This window comes from Variovorax sp. PAMC26660 (assembly GCF_014302995.1).
Lineage (GTDB): Bacteria > Pseudomonadota > Gammaproteobacteria > Burkholderiales > Burkholderiaceae_C > Variovorax.
In genome coordinates, this window is sequence record NZ_CP060295.1 from 2,060,426 (window position 1) to 2,079,348 (window position 18,923).

Sequence of the window (18,923 nt, forward strand, 5' to 3'; positions counted from 1 at the left end):
ATTTCCTCCACGATTGAACCCGCCCATGTCCGCCCCAGATGCCAAGCCCACCTGGATGCCGCACCAGCCGGCAGACCGCATCCTCTCCACGCTCAAGACCCGCGGCGCGCTCGGCATTCCCGACATCGCCAAGGTGCTGAACGTCACGGTGGAAGCGGTGCGCCAGCAGATGGCCAAGCTGGAGGCCGACGGCCTGGTCGACGCCGAAAGCCGCGCCAGCGGGCGCGGCCGGCCCACGCAGATCTGGCGGCTCACCGGCGAAGGCCACAAGCGCTTTCCCGACACGCACGCCGAGATGACGGTGCAGATGATCAGCGCCGTCATCAGCGTGTTCGGCCAGAAGGGCCTGGACCAGCTCATCGGCGCGCGCGAGAACACCATGCGCGCCAACTACACCGAGGCCATGCGCGGCGCGCGCAGCCTCAAGACACGGCTGGAGCGGCTGGTCGACATCCGCAGCCGCGAGGGCTACATGGCCGAGTTCCGGCCCGAGGGCGACGGCTTTCTCTTCATCGAAAACCATTGCCCGATCTGCACCGCGGCGCAGGCCTGCACGGGTTTCTGCCGCAGCGAACTGCAACTCTTCGACGAAGTGCTGGGGCCCGACGTGAGCGTCAGCCGCGTCGAACACGTGCTGGCGGGCGCGCGGCGCTGCGCCTATCAGGTCACTCCGAAAACAGGCGCATCACCACAAGCCTGAAGCGCTTTCTCTCTATAACCAACCACAAGGACCCACCATGGAACACAAGCTCCCTCCCCTGCCCTACGCCCTCGACGCGCTGGCACCCGAGTACTCGCAAGAGACACTGGAGTACCACTACGGCAAGCACCACAACGCCTACGTCGTGAACCTGAACAACCTGCAAAAGGGCACCGAGTTCGAAGCCCTGACGCTGGAAGAGATCATCAAGAAGGCCAGCGGCGGCATCTACAACAACGCCGCCCAGATCTGGAACCACACATTCTTCTGGAACTGCATGAAGCCCCAAGGCGGCGGCGCTCCCACCGGCGCGCTGGCCAAGGCCATCGATGCCAAGTGGGGCAGCTACGACGCCTTCAAGGAAGCCTTCGTGAAGTCGGCCGTGGGCAACTTCGGCTCGGGCTGGACCTGGCTCGTGAAGAAGGCCGACGGCTCGGTGGACATCGTGAACACCGGCGCAGCCGGCACGCCGCTGACGACTGCGGACGTCGCGCTGCTGACGGTGGACGTCTGGGAGCACGCCTACTACATCGACTACCGCAACCTGCGCCCGAAGTTCGTCGAGACCTTCCTGGCCAAGCTGGTGAACTGGGACTTCGTCGCCAAGAACTTCGGCTGATCGATCGCCGAACGGCGGCAACGCCTCAATCGTTGATGAGGTTGAGGATGTTGCCGTCCGGGTCCTTGAACCAGGCGACCTTCATGTCACCCATGACATGCAGGTCGCCTTCGAGCGTGGTGTCGGGCATGTCGTAGTGCTCGAAGCGCACGCCTTTGGCCTTCAGCGCATCGACGATGCGCCCGATGTCTCCACCCACAGACCAGGTCACGGCCGTGGCCTGGTTGGTGCCTGCGAAGGCCGAGCGGTACACGTTCACGACGGTGCTGCCGCTGCGATAGACGATCGCTTCCTCGCCTTGTGCGCCGACCTGCGTCAGCCCCAGCGTGTCTTCGTAGAAGCGGCGGGCCACGGCGAGGTCTTTCACCGCGAGGTTGGCCACCGCATTGATGTTTCCGAGCATGGACGTCTCCTGTGAAGCCAATGACACTCCATGTTCGGCGCAGGCAAGCGCCTGTCAAGCCACAGGTGGAAACAGCCACCGCGAGCCGATACGAGCCCCATCGCGAATGAAGAAATCCGGCGTGCGCGGCTTCCGGCACACTGCACCCTTGGTGCAGTGAAGGCAACGACTGCAACCCCGAATCGCCCCGACAAAGAGACAACACCCATGATCCGCAGACACTTCGGCCAGTTGGCCATCGCGCTGGCATTCCCGCTGGCCTTCTCGGCCGCCGCGCAAACGCAGTCCTACCCCGCCAAGCCCATCCGCATGGTCGTGCCCTTCCCGCCCGGCGGCGGCACCGACATCCTGGCGCGCCTGGTCGCCCAGAAGCTCACCGAGGCGAACCACTGGACCGTGGTGCCCGACAACCGCGGCGGCGCCGGCGGCACCATCGGCATCGCCGAGGCCGCGCGCGCCGCGCCCACGGGCTACGACATCGTGATGGGCCAGAAGGACAACATGGTCGTCGCGCCCTGGCTCTACAAGAACCTGAGCTACAACCCGGTGAAGGACCTGACCGCCGTGGCCCACGTGGCCTACACGCCGGTGGTGATCGTCACGCAGGCCAACTCGAAGTTCAAGACGCTCGACGACGTGGTGAAAGCCGCGCGCGCCGCGCCCGACACCGTCACCTACGGCTCGCCCGGCAATGGCACCACCATCCACCTGGCCGGCGAGATCTTCAACGGCGCCGCCAAGATCAAGATGCGCCACGTGCCCTACAAGGGCTCCAACGCGGCCATGATGGACGTGCTCGCAGGCAACGTCGACCTGATGGTGTCGTCGGTGCCCTCGGCCCTGGCGCAGATCAAGGCGGGCAAGCTGCGTCCGCTGGCCGTGACCTCGATCAAGCGCAGCACCTCGCTGCCCGACACGCCCACCGTGGCCGAGCTGGGCTACAAGGACTTCGACGTGAGCACCTGGTACGGCATCTTCGTGCCGGCCGGCACGCCGAAGGACGTCGTCAGCACCCTCAACGCCGCGGTCAACAAGCTGCTGGCCACGCCCGAGATGAAGGCCGCCATCGTCGCCCAGGGCGCGGAGCCGCAAAGCATGACGCCCGAGCAATTCGGCGCGCTGCTGAAGACGGACTACGAGAAGTGGAAGGGGATCGTGCAAGCCTCGGGCGCGACCATCGAATAAGCCCGCGCACCGCAGAATGGTGTCTCCAGAACAAGCCGCAACGACGGCATGGAGACACCGATGGTTCCTTCGCTTTCACTGAAGACAGCCGCCCTGGCAGCGGTTGTCGCTCTCGTCCAGGGTTGCGCACAGACGTCCGCGCAGAAACCTTCTGACGCAACCGTGGCCGCCCACGTCGCGGCAGCCACGCAGGCCGCGGGCACCGACCTTGGGCCCCTGCTCTCGCTGTGCAAGCCCGCCCCCGCCACACGCCCGCCGCAGGAGGAACTCGACAAGGGCCTTCCCCTGCTCATCAACAAGCCGGCACCGCCGCCCGCCAGGGCCTTCGACAACCTGTATTTCGTGGGCGCCGACTGGGTGAGCGCCTGGGCCATCAAGACCTCCGACGGCATCATCCTCATCGATGCGCTCAACAACCAGGTGGAGGCAGCCGCGCTGATCGAGGGCGGCATGCGCAAGCTGGGTCTCGATCCGGCGCAGATCAAGTACGTGATCGTCACGCACGGCCACGGCGACCATTACGGCGGTGCACCCTACCTCGCCCGGAAGTACCGCGCGCGCGTGGTCATGAGCGATGCCGACTGGACGATGACCGAGACGAAGCTGGAGTTCGCCACGCCGATCTGGGGCGCGCCGCCCAAGCGGGACATCTCGGTGAAGGACGGCGACCGCGTCACCCTGGGCGACACCACCGTCACGCTGTACCTGACACCGGGCCACACCATGGGCACGCTCTCGCCGGTGTTCGACGTGAGCGAGAACGGCAGGAAGCACCGCGCCATACTCTGGGGCGGCACGGGCTTCAACTTCGGCAAGGACGTGCCGCGGCTGGACAGCTACATCGCGTCCACGCGGCGCATGGACGCCCTGGCCAGGGCGCAAGGCATCGACGTGCTGGTGTCGAACCACTCGAACATGGACAACTCGCAAGCCAAGATGGCGGCGCTGCGGCAGCAGCCGGCGGGCGCGGCGAACCCCTTCGTGATGGGCACGCCGACGGTGGAGCGGGCGTTGAGCGTGATGGGGGAATGTGCGCAGGCGCAGCGCGACAGGTTTGCGATGCAGTGAGCGATGCTGCCTTGCTCCTTCCCCTTCCGGGGGAGGGTTGGGATGGGGGCAGACGGCATCGGGCAGGCCGACAGCAATCGATACGCCGCCTGCCCCCACCCCTGCCCTCCCCCAGCGGGGGAGGGAGAAATACCAACACTCAGTCCGGCACGAACTTGGTGTTGAAGATGTCCACGTCCGACTCCAGCTCGAACGTCACCACCTGCCCCATCTTCCCGTCGCTCATGCGGCAGGCCGAGAACAGGCTGAAGCGGCCCTTGAAGTAGAACTCGTCCATCACGATCAGCGCGTACGGGTACGGCACGAAGACCTGGTGCTCGAAGATGACGCGGTGCACGTTCCTCGGCGACGGAAAGAGCTTGTAGTCGCTGGTGTCTATCGACTTTGCGGTGGCCATGGCGTGCTCGGTTCCCTGGCGCTCAGGCCGGATCGCGCACGTCGGCCACGGGGTTGTTGCCGAAGTCTTCGCGCGCCAGGTACTTGAGCACCTTGGCCGCCGCGGAGGCGGGGCTGTCGAGCCGGCCCTCTTCCTTCATGCTGACGAAGCGCGTGCGGTCCGGGAAGTTCTCGGCCGACGCGCCGCGCAGCTGCACCTGCATGTCGGTGTCGATGATGCCGGGCGCGAGCGAGACGATGCGCGCGCCGTTCGGTGCAGCGGCCTCTTCGAGCGCCACGGCGCGCGAGAAATGGTCCATGCCGGCCTTGGCCGCGCAGTAAGGCGCCTGGCTGCCCATGGCGTTGCGGCCCAGGCCCGACGAGATGTTCAGCACCTTGCGCGTGCCGCGCCATTCGCGGGTCGCGCCCAGGAAGGCGGCGGTCAGCAGCATCGGCGCTTCGAGGCCGATGCGCAGGGCCAGCGACAGCTCGGCTTCGATGGCGCCGGACAGCGGCGCGGGGTTGCCCACGGTGCCGGCGTTGTTGATGAGGGTCACGCTGTCGAAGCGCTGTGCGTCGATGGTCTTGAGCCATGCCGACACGCGGGCCGATGCAGCCACGGGGTCGGACAGGTCCTGTTCCCACTGCGTGAGTTCGGCGCCAGCCGCCTTGACGGCTTCGGCCAATTGCGGGTCCTGCTTGCGGGAGATGCCGAGCACCGTGTGGCCGGCTTGCAGCAGTTGTTCGGCCATGGCACGGCCCAGGCCGCGCGAGGCGCCGGTGATCAGGGTGAGGTGGGAAGCGGTCATCGGGAGAGTCTTTCTGAAACGAAGGCAGGAAGGTTAAGGGGTATTGAAGGGTCTTGAATACGTGCGCGGCGTATTCAGCCAGTTCTGAATTGCTTGCGCAGGAAGGCCCGGTGCCGCGCGATGTGCTGCAGTTGTGCAGGCGCGATGCTGCCGCCAAGGTCGACTTCGTCGGCACCGTTGAGCACTGCATTGGCATTGGTCATCGCACGCGCGACGACTTCTTCCTCGCTCACGCCGAGCTGCGCCGCCAAGTCGAGCGCCACGCGCCGCATCGCACGCTGCGACAGCATCCACATCGCGCCGAAGCGATCCCACGCGAGCGCAGCCTCTTCGGATTTCTCGCGGTCGGCCAGAATTTCGCTGAGCGGCTTGGCCAGGATGGCGTCGAGCGCGTCGATCTTCTCGGTCAACGCCTCGTTGCGCTCGATGGCCTCCTGCAGCGTCGGCCCGGCGTCGTCGGCCTTCGCCTTCGGCGTCTCGGGCTGCGGGATGAAGCCCGCTTCCGCATTCGCGGGCACGATCTGTAGCTGGTCGGTGAGGCTCATGATTTTTCGGTTTCCGGTGAGGGGTTGTTCTTCTTGTTCGACATCGCGCTCACGCGCAGGCCCGGCAGGTCGAGCACGCGCAGGCCACCGTACTCCACCCGGATCAACCCCTGCGCCGACAGGCCGTTGAGTGCCTCGTTCACGCGCTGGCGCGACAGGCCGACCAGATAGGCCAGTTCCTGCTGCGTGATGCGCAAGACTTCGCCCACGCCCGGATACAGCACCGGGTTGAACAGCGACACGAGGTTGCGCGCCACGCGCGCGTCGGGGTTGTTGAGCCGGTCGATCTCCAGCGCCGCGATGAACTGGCCGAGGCGTTCATTGAGCTGGTTCATCACGAAGCGGTTGAAGCCGATGGAATGGTCGAGCAGCCAGTGGAAGCTCTCGATCGGCAAGCCCGCCACCAGGCTGCGCCGCAGCGCCTGGATGTTGTAGCGGTAGGGCTCGCGCTTCATCACCGTGCCTTCACCGAACCAGCCGCCGGGCGGCACGCCGGTGTAGGTGACGGAGCCGCCGTCGGCGTTGTCGTTGCTCATCTTGAGCAGGCCTTCGACCACGCCGAACCAGTAGGTGGGAGAACGGCCGACGCGGCACACCAGGTCGCCGGGCTCGGCTTCGCCGACCACCAGCGTGGCTTCGGCGCGGCGGCGCTCGGTGGGCGTGAGCGTGGGCAGCCAGGGAATGCCATCCAGCTCTGCGGCATTGGCCGGGCGCACGCGGTCCTTGATCGAGCCGCCGAGCACGCTGTGAGAACCGCCATGGGAAGGATTGCCGTGAGGCATCGGGAAACTCCGGGGAGTAGTGTCCCTAGGATTGTCGTTGGAACGACAACCGGGCGTCAAAGTGAGACCTACGATCCGCCCACTGTGCAAACAACCGCCCCCACCTTCCCCCGTCTGCTGCTCGCGCATGCCGAGGCCCGCCCCGAAGCACCCGCCGTTCGCGAAAAGGACCTCGGCATCTGGCAAACCTGGACCTGGAACGCCGCGGCGCAGGAAGTGCGCGAAATGGCCTGCGGCCTGGCGAGCCTGGGCTTCAAGCCCTTCGACAACCTCGCCATCGTCGGCGCCAACCGGCCGCACCTGTACATGGCGGTGGTCGCGGCGCAAAGCCTGCGCGGCGTGCCGGTGCCGCTGTATCAGGATGCGGTGGCCAGCGAGATGGTCTTCATGCTGCAGGACGCGGGCATCGAGTTCGTGATCGTCGAAGACCAGGAACAGGTCGACAAGCTGCTCGAATGCCGCGAGATCCAGAAGGACAAGCAGCCAAGCATCCGCCACATCATCTACGACGACCCCAAGGGCCTGCGCCACTACGACCAGCCGGGGTTGATCAGCTACGAGCAATTGCGCGAGCTGGGCCGGACCTTCGACAAGGCGAACGTCGGCTACTACGACCGCGCGGTGGCGAGCGGCGAAGCGACGGACGTCGGCGTGATCCTCTACACCTCGGGCACCACCGGCCGCCCCAAGGGCGTGTGCCAGACGCATGCGAGCTTCATCGCTGCGGGCCGCGGCGGCGTGGAGACCGACAAGCTCGGCCCCGGCGACAACATCATGAGCTACCTGCCGATGGCGTGGGTCGGCGACCATCTGTTCTCGGTCGCGCAATGGCTGGTGGGCGGCTTCACGCTCAACTGCCCCGAGTCGGCCGAGACGGTGATGAACGACATGCGCGAGATCGGCCCGAGCTACTACTTCGGCCCACCGCGCACCTTCGAAGGTTTGCTCACGGCCGTGTCGATCCGCATGGAAGATGCAGCGGCGCCCAAGCGCTGGCTGTATGCGAAGTTCATGGCGCTGGCACAGCGCGTGGGCGCCGACATCCTCAACGGCGCGCCCGTGGGCACCGGCGACCGGCTGATGTACGGCCTGGGCAACCTGCTGATCTACGGCCCGCTGCGCAACGTGCTGGGCATGAGCCGCATCCGCGTGGCCTACACGGCGGGCGCGGCCATCGGGCCCGATCTGTTCCGCTTCTACCGCTCCATCGGCGTCAACCTCAAGCAGTTCTACGGCCAGACCGAGACCTGCGCCTACGTGTGCCTGCAGCAGGATGGCAAGGTCAAGCTGCAGACGGTCGGCACCGCCGCACCAGGGATCGAGCTGAAGATCGCGGAAGACGGCGAAGTGCTGGTGCGCGGCGTGTCGGTGCTCAAGGAGTACTACAAGCGCCCCGACGCCACGGCCGAGGTGCTTGATGCCAACGGCTACTTCCACACCGGCGACGCGGGCGTGCTCGACAGCGAAGGCCACCTGCGCATCATCGATCGCGCCAAGGACGTGGGCAGGCTCGTGGGCGGCGCGATCTTTGCGCCCAACTACATCGAGAACAAGCTCAAGTTTTTCCCGCAGATCAAGGAAGCCGTGTGCTTCGGCAACGCGCGCGACGAAGTGTGCGCGGCCATCAACATCGACTTCGAGGCCGTGGGCAACTGGGCCGAACGGCGCGGCCTGGCCTACGGCGGCTATGTGGACCTGGCCGGCAAGCCCGAGGTGCTGACGCTGATTGCCGAATGCATCGCCAAGGTGAATGCCGACCTTGCAAGCGAAGACGGCATGGGCGAGACGCAGATCGCGCGCTTTCTGGTGCTGCACAAGGAGCTGGACCCCGACGACGACGAACTGACCCGCACGCGCAAGGTGCGGCGCGGCTTCATCGCCGAGAAATACGCGGTGCTGCTCGATGCGCTCTACGGCGGCAAGACCGAGCAGTACATCGAGACCCAGGTCAAGTTCGAGGACGGGCGCACGGGCGTGGTGAATGCCACGCTGAAGATCGTCGAAGTGAAGACCTTCCCCATCGTGAAGGCAGCGGCATGAGTAACCGAAAGATCGGCGAGGTCATCCTCGACGTGCAGAACATCAGCCTGAGCTTCGGCGGCGTGAAGGCGCTCACGGACATCAGCTTCAACGTGCGCGAGCATGAAGTGCGCGCCATCATCGGACCGAACGGCGCGGGCAAAAGCTCGATGCTGAACTGCATCAACGGCGTGTACTGGCCGCAGCAGGGCTCGATCACCTTCCGCGGCCAGACCTTCAAGCACATGAACTCGCGCCAGGTGGCCGAGATGGGCGTGGCACGCACCTTCCAGAACCTGGCGCTGTTCAAGGGCATGAGCGTGCTCGACAACATCATGACGGGGCGCAACCTCAAGATGAAGAGCGGGCTGCTGGCGCAAGCCTTCCGCTGGGGCCCCGCCGAACGCGAGGAGCTGCAGCACCGCGAGTTCGTGGAGCACATCATCGACTTCCTCGAGATCCAGGCGCACCGCAAGACACCGGTGGGCCGCTTGCCCTACGGCCTGCAAAAGCGCGTCGACCTCGGCCGCGCGCTCGCGATGGAGCCGCAGGTGCTGCTGCTGGACGAACCGATGGCCGGCATGAACGTGGAAGAGAAGCAGGACATGAGCCGCTTCATCCTCGATGTGAACGACGAGTTCGGCGCGACCATCGTGCTGATCGAGCACGACATGGGCGTGGTGATGGACATCTCCGACCGCGTGGTGGTGCTGGACTACGGCAAGAAGATCGGGGATGGCACGCCGGATGAAGTGCGGAACAACGAAGACGTGATTCGGGCGTACCTGGGTGTGGAGCACTGACGCCATGCCCCACCTCGCCCTGAAGCATTGCTCCTTCCCCCGCTGGGGGAAGGCTGGGATGGGGGCACGACAGCCCTCGCAACACGGCAGCGCCTCATCGAGCGCCGCCTGCCCCCACCCCAACCCTCCCCCAGCGGGGGAGGGAGAAAAACAAGAAAGACACTGACCATGGGCTTTTTCCTCGAAACCCTCTTCGGCGGCCTCATGGTCGGCATGCTCTATTCGCTGATCGCCATCGGCTTCGTGCTGATCTACAAGGCCTCGGGCGTCTTCAACTTCGCGCAGGGCGCGATGGTGCTTTTCGCGGCGCTCGCCATGGCGCGCTTTGCCGAGTGGTTCCCGCTGTGGTTCGGCTTCCAGAGCCTGATCCTGGCCAACATCCTGGCCTTCATCGCCGCCATGGCCGTGATGATCGTCGTGGCCTGGCTGATCGAACGGCTGGCGCTGAGCAAGCTGGTGAACCAGGAAGGCATCACGCTCTTGATGGCCACGCTGGGCATTGCCTACTTTCTCGACGGCCTGGGCCAGACGATCTTCGGCAACGACATCTACAAGATCGACGTCGGCATGCCCAAGGAACCGCTGATGGTGCTGCAGGGCACCTTCGAAGGCGGCCTGCTGCTGAGCCAGGAAGACCTTGTCGCCGCACTGGTGTCGGCTGCACTGGTGGTGGTGCTCGCGGTCTTCTTCCAGAAGACCGCCACAGGCCGCGCGCTGCGCGCGGTGGCCGACGACCACCAGGCCGCCCAGTCCATCGGCATTCCGCTGTCGCGCATCTGGGTGATCGTGTGGTCGGTGGCCGGGTTCTCGGCGCTGGTGGCCGGGATCATCTGGGGATCGAAGCTGGGCGTGCAGTTCTCGCTCTCGCTGGTGGCGCTGAAAGCGCTGCCGGTCGTGATCCTCGGCGGTCTCACCTCGATACCGGGCGCCATCATCGGCGGCCTGTTGATCGGGGTCGGCGAGAAGCTGTCCGAAATCTATCTCGGCCCCATGCTCGGTGGCGGCATCGAGATCTGGTTTGCCTATGTTCTTGCACTGGTCTTCCTGCTCGTGCGGCCCCAAGGGCTGTTCGGCGAGAAGATCATCGATCGGGTCTGAACGCGATGTTCTACAGAGAAAACGGCCAGTTCAAGTCGAGCTACAGGGCCGACCAACAGATCCTGCCCATCGCGCAGGACCGCATCGCAATGCTGGTGCTGCTGCTCGTGGCGTTCATCGTGGTGCCGCTGGGTGTGTCCGACTACTGGATGCGCGCCATCCTCACGCCCTTCCTGATTCTTTCGCTCGCCGCGCTGGGCCTGAACATCCTGGTCGGCTACTGCGGCCAGATTTCGCTGGGCACCGGCGCCTTCATGGCGGTAGGCGCGTATGCGGCCTATAACTTCCAGGTGCGCATCGATGGCATGCCGCTGATTGCATCCCTGCTGCTCGGCGGCCTGTGCGCCACGGTGATCGGCGTGCTGTTCGGCATTCCGAGCCTGCGCATCAAGGGCTTGTACCTTGCCGTGGCAACGCTCGCGGCGCAGTTCTTCACCGATTGGGCGTTCCTGCGCATCCAGTGGTTCACCAACAACTCGTCGTCGGGCTCGGTGAGCGTGGCGGGGCTCAACGTGTTCGGCGTGCCGATCGAATCGCCGGTGCAGAAGTACCTGTTCTGCCTGGCGTTCGTGGTGGTGTTCGCGCTGCTCGCCAAGAACCTGGTGCGCAGCGCCATCGGCCGCGAGTGGATGGCCATGCGCGACATGGACGTGGCGGCCGCGGTGATCGGCATTCGCCCGGTGTACGCCAAGCTCACGGCCTTTGCGGTGAGCAGCTTCATCGTCGGCGTGGCCGGCGCGCTGTGGGGCTTCATTCACCTGGGTGCGTGGGAGCCTGCGGCCTTCAGCATCGACCGCTCGTTCCAGTTGCTGTTCATGGTGATCATCGGCGGGCTCGGCTCGATCATGGGCAGCTTCTTCGGCGCCGCCTTCATCGTGCTGCTGCCGCTGTTTTTGAACCAGTTGCCGTCGTGGCTGGGCTTCTCGATTTCCACCGCACTGGCCTCGCACCTGGAGACCATGATCTTCGGCGCGCTGATCGTTTTCTTCCTGATCGTCGAGCCGCATGGCCTGGCGCGGCTGTGGTCCACGGCCAAGGAAAAGTTGCGGCTGTGGCCCTTCCCGCATTGATTCGTTTCGAGAGTTCCCGTTCGTTTGAAAAAACCCGGCACCGAGGTGCCCACATAAGGAGACAGGCATGAAACTGAAATCGCTCGCTCTGACCGCCGCCCTGGTGGCCAGCACCCTCGGCGCCGTGCTCGCGCCATCGCTCGCGCAGGCACAGGCCAAGGAGCAGTTCTTCCCGCTGCTGGTGTACCGCACCGGCCCCTATGCACCCAACGGCACGCCCTGGGCCAACGGCAAGCAGGACTACCTGAAGCTGGTGAATGCGCAAGGCGGCATCAACGGCGTGAAGGTCACCTTTGAAGAATGCGAAACCGGCTACGCCACCGACAAGGGCGTGGAATGTTATGAGCGCCTGAAGGGCCGCCCCGGTGTCGCGCTGTTCGACCCGCAGGCCACTGGTATCACCTTCGCGCTGACCGACAAGGTGCTCACCGACAAGATCCCGCTGGTCACGCTGGGCTACGGCCTCGCGGCCTCGCAAGATGGCGGCGTGTTCAAGTGGAACTTCCCGCTGATGGGCTCCTACTGGACCGCGGCCGACATCCTGATCCAGCACCTGGGCAAGAAGGAAGGCGGCATGGACAAGCTCAAGGGCAAGAAGATCGCCCTCGTGTACCACGACTCGCCGTTCGGCAAGGAGCCGATTCCGCTGCTGCAGGAGCGCGCCAAGATGAACGGCTTCGAGCTGTCGCTGATTCCGGTGACCGCACCTGGCGTGGAGCAGAAGTCCGCCTGGCTGCAGGTGCGCCAGCAGAAGCCCGACTTCGTGCTGCTGTGGGGTTGGGGCGTGATGAACTCCACCGCGCTCAAGGAAGCCGTGGCCACGGGCTTTCCGCGCGAGAAGATGTACGGCGTGTGGTGGGCCGGCGCAGAGCCTGACGTGAAGGACGTGGGCGCCAATGCCAAGGGCTACAACGCGCTCGCGCTGAACGGCTCCGGCCCCGACAACAAGGTGATCCAGGACATCATCAAGCAGGTGCACGACAAGGGCCAGGGCACGGGTCCGAAGGACGAAGTGGGCTCGGTGCTGTACACGCGCGGCGCGATCATCTCGATGCTCGGCGTCGAGGCGGTGCGGCGTGCACAGGAGCGCTTCGGCAAGGGCAAGGTCATGACCGGCGAGCAGGTGCGCTGGGGCCTGGAAAACCTGGCGCTCGACCAGAAGAAGCTCGACGCGCTCGGCTTCGCCGGCGTGATGCGCCCGGTGAGCACTTCGTGCCAGGACCACATCGGCTCGACCTGGGCGCGCATGGAAACCTGGGACGGTGCCAAGTGGAACATCGCGCCCGAGTGGTACCAGGCCGATGACCAGATCATCAAGCCGATGGCCAAAGCTGCAGCCGACAAGTACGCGACCGAGAAGAAGCTGACGCGCCGCGACGCGGCGGACTGCCAGTCTTGATGCACTGAGTTCCGTGGCGACTCGCAAGAGCCGCCATTCGACAGCGCGACGCCTTGCCGCGTTGTCGAATGCTTCGGACCACATCATGAGCGAACCCAACATCCTCCTCAATGTCAACGGCATCGAGGTCATCTACAACCACGTGATCCTCGTGCTCAAGGGCGTGTCGCTCACGGTGCCCGACGGCGGCATCGTGGCACTGCTCGGCGGCAACGGCGCGGGCAAGACGACCACGCTGCGCGCTGTGAGCAACCTGCTTGCGGGCGAACGCGGCGCGGTGACCAAGGGCACCATCGAGCTGCGCGGTGATCGCATCGAGGCACTGTCGCCGGCCGAGCTGGTCAAGCGCGGGCTGATCCAGGTGATGGAGGGCCGTCACTGCTTTGCGCACCTGACGATCGAAGAGAACCTGATGACCGGCGCCTACACGCGCACTGACGGCAAAGCCGCAGTGCAGCAAACGCTGGACAAGGTCTACGCGTATTTCCCGCGTCTGAAGACGCGGCGCACTTCGCAGGCGGCCTACACCTCGGGCGGCGAGCAGCAGATGTGCGCCATCGGCCGCGCGCTGATGGCCAACCCGACGATGGTGCTGCTCGATGAGCCTTCGATGGGCCTGGCGCCGCAGATCGTGGAGGAGGTGTTCGAGATCGTGAAAGACCTGAACACCAAGGAGCGCGTGACCTTCCTGCTGGCCGAGCAGAACACCAACATGGCGCTGCGCTACGCCGACTACGGCTACATCCTGGAGAACGGGCGCATCGTGATGGACGGCGAGGCCAAGAGCCTGCGCGAGAACGAGGACGTGAAGGAGTTCTACCTTGGCGTCGGCGGTGCAGACCGCAAGAGCTTCCGCGATGTGAAGAGCTACAAGCGGCGCAAGAGGTGGCTGGCTTGACCGTTCAGGCGAAACCCTGCGCTTTTGTTTGTCGCGCTGTGTTTGACGTTCGTTGTTCTGGGCGCTGTTGTTCAGGGCGACGCCCACGCCGACACGGTGCTCTTTTTCGCGAATGTCCCCCGCTTCGCTCCTCCTTTATTTCGCGAAAAAGAGCCCCGTATCGACGTGAGCGTTGGTCAGAGCGGTGGTTGATCAGCGGTACACCGGCAGCGTGCCCATGTGCGAATGACACCGGGTGCTCCCCGCAGCGAAATAAAGGAGGAGCGAAGCGGGGGACATTCGCGGAGGGGAGCTCCCGGTGTCATTCGCACTCGCCCCGAACAGACCGCACACCCGCTCCCGTATTGGCAATGCGTCACAGGCCTCACACCCCCGTGGTGGAACACCGAATTGAAAGATGAAGGGTACGGACATGACCGACCACTACGACAAGCTTGAAATCCGCGACCCCGCCGAGCGCGAGCGCGACCTGCTGGCCGCACTGCCCAAGCAGATCACACAAGCGCAGACCGCGACGTCCGCGTTCTCCAAGATCCTCGACGGCGTGAAGCCGGCAGACGTCACAACACGCGAAGCACTCGCCAAGCTGCCCGTCACGCGCAAGTCGGAATTGCTCGACCTGCAAAAGACACGCCGTGCAGCCGATCCGTTCGGCGGCTTTGCATCCATCGTGCGCGGGCCGCGCATGCCGCGCATCTTCGCGAGCCCCGGCACCATCTACGAACCCGAAGGCGAAGCGCGCGACTATTGGCGCACCGCGCGGGCTCTGCATGCCGCAGGTTTTCGGGGTGGCGAGCTGATTCACAACAGCTTCAGCTATCACATGACGCCCGCAGGTTCGATCATGGAAAGCGGCGCGCATGCGATGGGCTGCACCGTGTTCGCGGGCGGCACCGGCCAGACCGAACAACAGCTCGAAGCCATTGTCGACCTCAAGCCCGAAGGCTATGCAGGCACGCCGAGCTTCCTGAAGATCCTGCTGGAGAAGGCCGAAGAGAAAGGGCTGAAGCTGCCCTCGCTCACCAAGGCCCTCGTTTCCGGCGAAGCCTTTCCGCCGAGCCTGCACGACTGGATTGCCGCGCACGGCGTGAAGGGCACGCAGTGCTATGCCACCGCCGACCTGGGTCTCATCGCTTACGAGACCAGCGCGCGCGAAGGGCTGGTGATCGATGAAGGCGTGCTGGTCGAGATCGTGCGGCCCGGCACCGGCGACCCGGTGCCCGATGGCGAAGTCGGCGAGGTTGTCGTTACCAGCTTCAACCCCGACTACCCGCTCGTGCGCTTCGGCACCGGCGATCTTTCGGCGGTGCTCGCAGGCACCTGTCCCACCGGCCGCACCAACAAGCGCATCAAGGGCTGGCTCGGCCGCGCCGACCAGACCACCAAGGTGCGCGGCATGTTCGTGCATCCGTCGCAAGTCGCGGAGATCGCGCGGCGTTTTCCGGAGATCCTGCGCGCGCGCCTCGTGGTGTCCGGAGAAATGGGCGACGACCAGATGACCTTCAGGCTCGAATGCGCGGGCGCGCCGGCCGGGCTCGACGCGCGCATTGCCGATGCGGTGCGCGAAGTGACCAAGCTGCGCGGCACCATCGAACTGGTGGCGCCGGGCAGCCTGCCCAACGATGGCAAGGTGATCGAGGACGCGCGCAGCTACAAGTAGCGGCGGTACAATCGGCGCGTGGTGACGCGCACCAGCAGCACCGTCAACACCATGTAGAGCAGCACCAGCGCCAGCACGAAGCTGATGACGCCGCCGTTGTAGAAGCTGAACGAGGCCTTCGCCGCCAGGAACAGCCAGGCGATCGCGATGACGATGCAGCCCGCCTGTACCAGCAGGAAAGCCGACACCGCGGACGCCACGGCCCGGAAGGGGCGCACGATCGACAGGCCCGGCCGCGTGCCGAGCCAGCCGCCCCAGAAAGCGAGCGCGAAGGTCACGAGCGCGGGCAGCACCCAGGTCAGCAGCAATGTCGACGCCCCGACGTCGCTGGCGGGGGGCGCCCAGCGCGCCACGGCAAGGCCGCTCCACAGTTGGAGCCCCGCGAAAACGGCTGCCGCGACCATCGCAACAGCCCGGCGCGGCGATGCACCACCGGGCACCTCGGCGGGTGTCAGTTGTTCCGCATGCGCCGATGCGGTGCGGCTCTTCATCAGCGCAATGCGCGCCGCCAGCCACAGGCCAAGCACGATCACCGTCAGCTGGATGAGCGACTGCAGCACCATGGCCACGCCCATCGAGAAGCGCAGCGAAGAGCCGAAGACCTCCGCGAACTGGCCGCCCGGCATGAAGAGCACCTGCGCCTCGTAGAACAGCGGTGTGAGCACGTAGTAGTTCAGCACCATCGCCAGCACCCACACGCCACCGAAGCGAAGCCTTGCGTCACCCGCCAGTGCCACATGGGCCACGCCTTGCCTTTCGAGCGCGTTGCGTGCGTGACTCCACGAGAGCGCCGCCACCAGCACCCACGACATGGCGATGCCGGCGAGCAGCATGATCCAGACGCCGGGAATGGCGTACGCATGGCGCATCTGCCCGGCCTGCGGCGTGGAAGGCAGGAGCAGCACGGCCATGTTGATCACGAACAGGAGCGCGTCGAGGCCCACCGCGATGAATGCGAAGTCGCGGGGCAGGCGCAGCGCGCGTGAGTGGGAGGGGTTCGCCGTCATGGGAGTACTTTCGCGTTGAATCGCGCATGCCGCAGCCGGCATGCGAAGACTGCGAGGGTATCGGATGACGGGCTGTGCGCCTTGTAGGCTCAGTGCGCGAGTGCGGCTTCGCCAGCCTCCTCGGGCACAGGCCCCACGTACACCGACTGCGGACGAATGAGCCGGCCCTTTTGCACCTGCTCGCGTGCATGCGCAACCCATCCGCTCACACGGCCGGCCGCGAACACGCAGGTGAAGCTCTCGCGGTCGAAGCCCAGGGCTTCGAGCAGCAGCGCGGTGTAGAACTCGACGTTGGTTTCCAGCGCACGGTCGGGCTTCTTCTCGCGCAGGATGGCAAGTGCGGCCTGCTCGGCCGCCTGCGCCAGTTCAAAGCGCGCGGCGTTGACGCTGCCTTCGGTGCTCAACCGCTGCAGCGCGCCCTTGAGCGCATCGGCGCGCGGATCGCGCACGCGGTAAATGCGATGGCCGAAACCCATCAGGCGCTGCCCGCTGGCCACCGCGCCTTCGAGCCAATTGCGCGCATTGGCGGCGATGCCGATGGCATCGAGCGCATCGAGCACCGGGCCGGGCGCACCACCATGCAGCGGGCCCTTCAGTGCGCTGATGCCGGCGAGCACGGCCGACGCCAACCCCGCGCCGGTGGAGGCCACCACGCGCGCGGCGAAGGTCGAGGCATTGAGGCCGTGGTCGCAGACGGTGACGAGGTAGGTGTCGAGCGCGGCGCCTTGCGCGGCCGTGGGGGTGCGGCCGTGCAGCATGCGCAGCATGTCGACGGCATGCGGCAGGGTCTCGTCGGGTGCGAGTGCCTGCACGCCCAGGCGCCAGCGCATCACGGCCGCGGTGTAGACCGCGGGCGCGGCCACGAGGCGCAGCGCAGTTGGCAGGTCGTCGCCATCGGGCAGGCGTGCGAGCAGCGCGCGCACCGCCTCGATGGGCGGCAGCCGGCGCAGCACCGCGTCGTCGTTGGGCTGCAGGCGCTCGAAGACTTCGCGGCGCGCGCGGCTGAGGGCGGTGCGCAGCGCGGCGGCATTGTCGGGCAACGTGTCGAAGAAGCCCTTGAACAGCAGCGCCACCACGTCTTCGAAGCGCCAGTTCTGCGCGATCTCGTCGAGCGTGTGGCCACGGATCACCAGCCGGCCTTCGGCGCCATCCACTTCCGACAACACCGTGTGCGCGGCCACCACGCCTTCGAGGCCGTTCTCTTCAATCATCGTTCTCTCCTGGTTTGACGATGTCATTGATTCTGGCCACACTGACATTGACGTCAATCTTGATTTATTCCATCAACATGATGATGAAGACCGCACTCTGGCTTCCCGCTGGCGAAGCCCTCGAACTGATGCAGGTTCGCCCGCAGACCCTCTATGCGAGCGTGAGCCGTGGCCGCATCCGCGCCAAGCCCGATGCGACGGACCCGAGGCGCAGCCTCTATCACCGCGACGACGTGCAGCGCATCGCGGCGCGCACGCGCGGGCGGCGCAGCTCCGAAGCAGTGGCGAGCGAAACGATCCAGTGGGGCGAGCCGGTGCTGGCGTCGGCGGTGTCGACGGTGGCCGAGGGACGGCTTCTCTATCGCGGGCAGGACGCGTGCGTGCTTGCGGAGCACGCAACGCTGGAAGACGTGGCGGGCCTGCTGTGGGAAAGCGCGCCGCCGCGTTTCATGGCTGTTGCGCCCGTGGCCGTGACTCGCCAAGACGCGACCCCCTTGCAAGCCGGCCTGCTTGCACTGGCGGCACGTGCCGCCGTCGATCCGCCCACGCGTGGCCGCTCACGCGCCGTGCTGCAGGCCGAGGCGGCGGATGTGATCGGCACGCTGGCCGATGCGCTGATCGGCCCCGCACCGGCGAAAGCAGTGGCGCTGCACACACGGCTGGCTTCGGCTTGGCGCCGCCCCCGCGCGGCCAACGACTTGCGCCGCGTGCTGGTGCTGCTGGCCGACCACGAACTCAACGCATCGACCTTCGCGGCGCGCGTGACCGCATCGACGGGCGCCTCGCTCGCCGCGTGCCTGCTCACAGGACTCTCCACGCTGACAGGGCCTTTGCACGGTGGCGCCTCGGCGGCAGTGCAGGCGCTGATGCGCAACGCGTCGGCCATCGGCACCGAGGCTGCAGTGCGCGAGTGGCTTGCGCACGACCGGCCGCTGGCGGCCTTCGGGCACCCGCTCTATCCGAAAGGCGACGCGCGATGCAGCGCATTGCTGGCCCACGTCGAACTGCCGCCCGCTTTCACCGAGTTGCGCGAGGTCGGCGAGAAGCTGCTCGGGGAGGCAGTGAACATCGACTTTGCGCTGGCCGCATTGGCAGTGGTGCACAAGCTGCCGGCCGGCGCACCGCTCACGCTGTTCGCACTGTCACGCACCGTTGGCTGGACGGCCCATGTGCTGGAGCAGCAGGCCACGGGGCAACTGATACGGCCGCGTGCGCGGTATACGGGGCCTGCCGCGTCATAAGACAACGCGCTCTTTGATTCGTCGCGTTTGT

19 protein-coding genes are annotated in these 18,923 nt (G+C 66.0%); 12 read left to right on the plus strand and 7 right to left on the minus strand.

Annotated features, from left to right (window positions below):
- Positions 1 to 25: 25 nt before the first annotated feature.
- A complete protein-coding gene (locus H7F35_RS09955; protein WP_187112720.1) occupies positions 26 to 700 on the plus strand; it encodes a helix-turn-helix transcriptional regulator in 675 nt (224 codons plus the stop codon).
- 37 nt (positions 701 to 737) lie between these two features.
- Positions 738 to 1,319 carry a superoxide dismutase gene (locus H7F35_RS09960; protein WP_187112721.1) on the plus strand — a complete coding sequence of 194 codons (582 nt, stop codon included), beginning with the start codon at positions 738 to 740 and terminating at the stop codon, positions 1,317 to 1,319.
- A gap of 25 nt (positions 1,320 to 1,344) precedes the next feature.
- On the opposite strand, the gene H7F35_RS09965 is transcribed toward H7F35_RS09960, so the two are convergent.
- Entirely contained in the window at positions 1,345 to 1,722 is a 378-nt protein-coding gene (locus H7F35_RS09965; protein WP_187112722.1) for a VOC family protein, read from the minus strand.
- Positions 1,723 to 1,929: 207 nt separating this feature from the next.
- On the opposite strand from H7F35_RS09965, the gene H7F35_RS09970 reads away from it, so the two are divergent.
- The gene (locus H7F35_RS09970; protein ID WP_187112723.1) at positions 1,930 to 2,907 is read left to right on the plus strand and encodes a Bug family tripartite tricarboxylate transporter substrate binding protein; all 978 of its coding nucleotides are present in this window, start codon (positions 1,930 to 1,932) and stop codon (positions 2,905 to 2,907) included.
- Between the two features lie 162 nt (positions 2,908 to 3,069).
- Positions 3,070 to 3,975, plus strand: a complete 906-nt coding sequence (locus H7F35_RS09975; protein ID WP_261803587.1) for an MBL fold metallo-hydrolase — start codon at positions 3,070 to 3,072, stop codon at positions 3,973 to 3,975.
- A 139-nt stretch (positions 3,976 to 4,114) separates the two neighbouring features.
- On the opposite strand, the gene H7F35_RS09980 is transcribed toward H7F35_RS09975, so the two are convergent.
- The 4 genes from H7F35_RS09980 to H7F35_RS09995 form a co-directional block, all read right to left on the minus strand.
- Positions 4,115 to 4,372 carry a hypothetical protein gene (locus tag H7F35_RS09980; RefSeq protein ID WP_187112725.1) on the minus strand — a complete coding sequence of 86 codons (258 nt, stop codon included), beginning with the start codon at positions 4,370 to 4,372 and terminating at the stop codon, positions 4,115 to 4,117.
- A gap of 22 nt (positions 4,373 to 4,394) precedes the next feature.
- Positions 4,395 to 5,159 carry an SDR family NAD(P)-dependent oxidoreductase gene (locus H7F35_RS09985; protein WP_187112726.1) on the minus strand — a complete coding sequence of 255 codons (765 nt, stop codon included), beginning with the start codon at positions 5,157 to 5,159 and terminating at the stop codon, positions 4,395 to 4,397.
- A 74-nt stretch (positions 5,160 to 5,233) separates the two neighbouring features.
- On the minus strand, positions 5,234 to 5,704 hold the full coding sequence (locus H7F35_RS09990; RefSeq protein WP_187112727.1) for a hypothetical protein: 471 nt from the start codon (positions 5,702 to 5,704) through the stop codon (positions 5,234 to 5,236).
- Positions 5,701 to 6,486 (minus strand): Crp/Fnr family transcriptional regulator, encoded by a 786-nt coding sequence (locus H7F35_RS09995; RefSeq protein ID WP_187112728.1) that lies wholly within the window; start codon positions 6,484 to 6,486, stop codon positions 5,701 to 5,703. Before H7F35_RS09995 ends, H7F35_RS09990 begins: the two co-directional genes overlap by 4 nt.
- Before the next feature lie 84 nt (positions 6,487 to 6,570).
- On the opposite strand from H7F35_RS09995, the gene H7F35_RS10000 reads away from it, so the two are divergent.
- The 7 genes from H7F35_RS10000 (at position 6,571) to H7F35_RS10030 (ending at position 15,433) form a co-directional block, all read left to right on the plus strand.
- The gene (locus tag H7F35_RS10000; RefSeq protein ID WP_187112729.1) at positions 6,571 to 8,526 is read left to right on the plus strand and encodes an AMP-binding protein; all 1,956 of its coding nucleotides are present in this window, start codon (positions 6,571 to 6,573) and stop codon (positions 8,524 to 8,526) included.
- Positions 8,523 to 9,308: an ABC transporter ATP-binding protein gene (locus H7F35_RS10005; RefSeq protein WP_187112730.1), complete on the plus strand. Its 786-nt coding sequence runs from the start codon at positions 8,523 to 8,525 to the stop codon at positions 9,306 to 9,308. Before H7F35_RS10000 ends, H7F35_RS10005 begins: the two co-directional genes overlap by 4 nt.
- Positions 9,309 to 9,476: 168 nt before the next feature.
- Positions 9,477 to 10,406 carry a branched-chain amino acid ABC transporter permease gene (locus tag H7F35_RS10010; RefSeq protein WP_187112731.1) on the plus strand — a complete coding sequence of 310 codons (930 nt, stop codon included), beginning with the start codon at positions 9,477 to 9,479 and terminating at the stop codon, positions 10,404 to 10,406.
- Positions 10,407 to 10,411: 5 nt separating this feature from the next.
- Positions 10,412 to 11,476, plus strand: a complete 1,065-nt coding sequence (locus tag H7F35_RS10015) for a branched-chain amino acid ABC transporter permease (RefSeq protein ID WP_187112732.1) — start codon at positions 10,412 to 10,414, stop codon at positions 11,474 to 11,476.
- A gap of 67 nt (positions 11,477 to 11,543) precedes the next feature.
- Complete coding sequence (locus tag H7F35_RS10020) at positions 11,544 to 12,875, plus strand: ABC transporter substrate-binding protein (RefSeq protein ID WP_187112733.1); 1,332 nt, start codon at positions 11,544 to 11,546, stop codon at positions 12,873 to 12,875.
- A gap of 85 nt (positions 12,876 to 12,960) precedes the next feature.
- A complete protein-coding gene (locus tag H7F35_RS10025; protein WP_187112734.1) occupies positions 12,961 to 13,773 on the plus strand; it encodes an ABC transporter ATP-binding protein in 813 nt (270 codons plus the stop codon).
- A 412-nt stretch (positions 13,774 to 14,185) separates the two neighbouring features.
- Positions 14,186 to 15,433, plus strand: a complete 1,248-nt coding sequence (locus H7F35_RS10030; RefSeq protein WP_187112735.1) for a phenylacetate--CoA ligase family protein — start codon at positions 14,186 to 14,188, stop codon at positions 15,431 to 15,433.
- Here H7F35_RS10030 and H7F35_RS10035 read toward each other — a convergent pair.
- Positions 15,424 to 16,440 carry a hypothetical protein gene (locus H7F35_RS10035; protein WP_187112736.1) on the minus strand — a complete coding sequence of 339 codons (1,017 nt, stop codon included), beginning with the start codon at positions 16,438 to 16,440 and terminating at the stop codon, positions 15,424 to 15,426. The genes H7F35_RS10030 and H7F35_RS10035 overlap by 10 nt on opposite strands.
- An 89-nt stretch (positions 16,441 to 16,529) precedes the next feature.
- Positions 16,530 to 17,651 carry a citrate synthase/methylcitrate synthase gene (locus H7F35_RS10040; protein ID WP_187112737.1) on the minus strand — a complete coding sequence of 374 codons (1,122 nt, stop codon included), beginning with the start codon at positions 17,649 to 17,651 and terminating at the stop codon, positions 16,530 to 16,532.
- Between the two features lie 83 nt (positions 17,652 to 17,734).
- Between H7F35_RS10040 and H7F35_RS10045 the strand changes: the two genes are divergently transcribed.
- Positions 17,735 to 18,892, plus strand: a complete 1,158-nt coding sequence (locus H7F35_RS10045; RefSeq protein ID WP_261803588.1) for a citrate synthase — start codon at positions 17,735 to 17,737, stop codon at positions 18,890 to 18,892.
- The last annotated feature ends 31 nt before the right edge of the window (positions 18,893 to 18,923 follow it).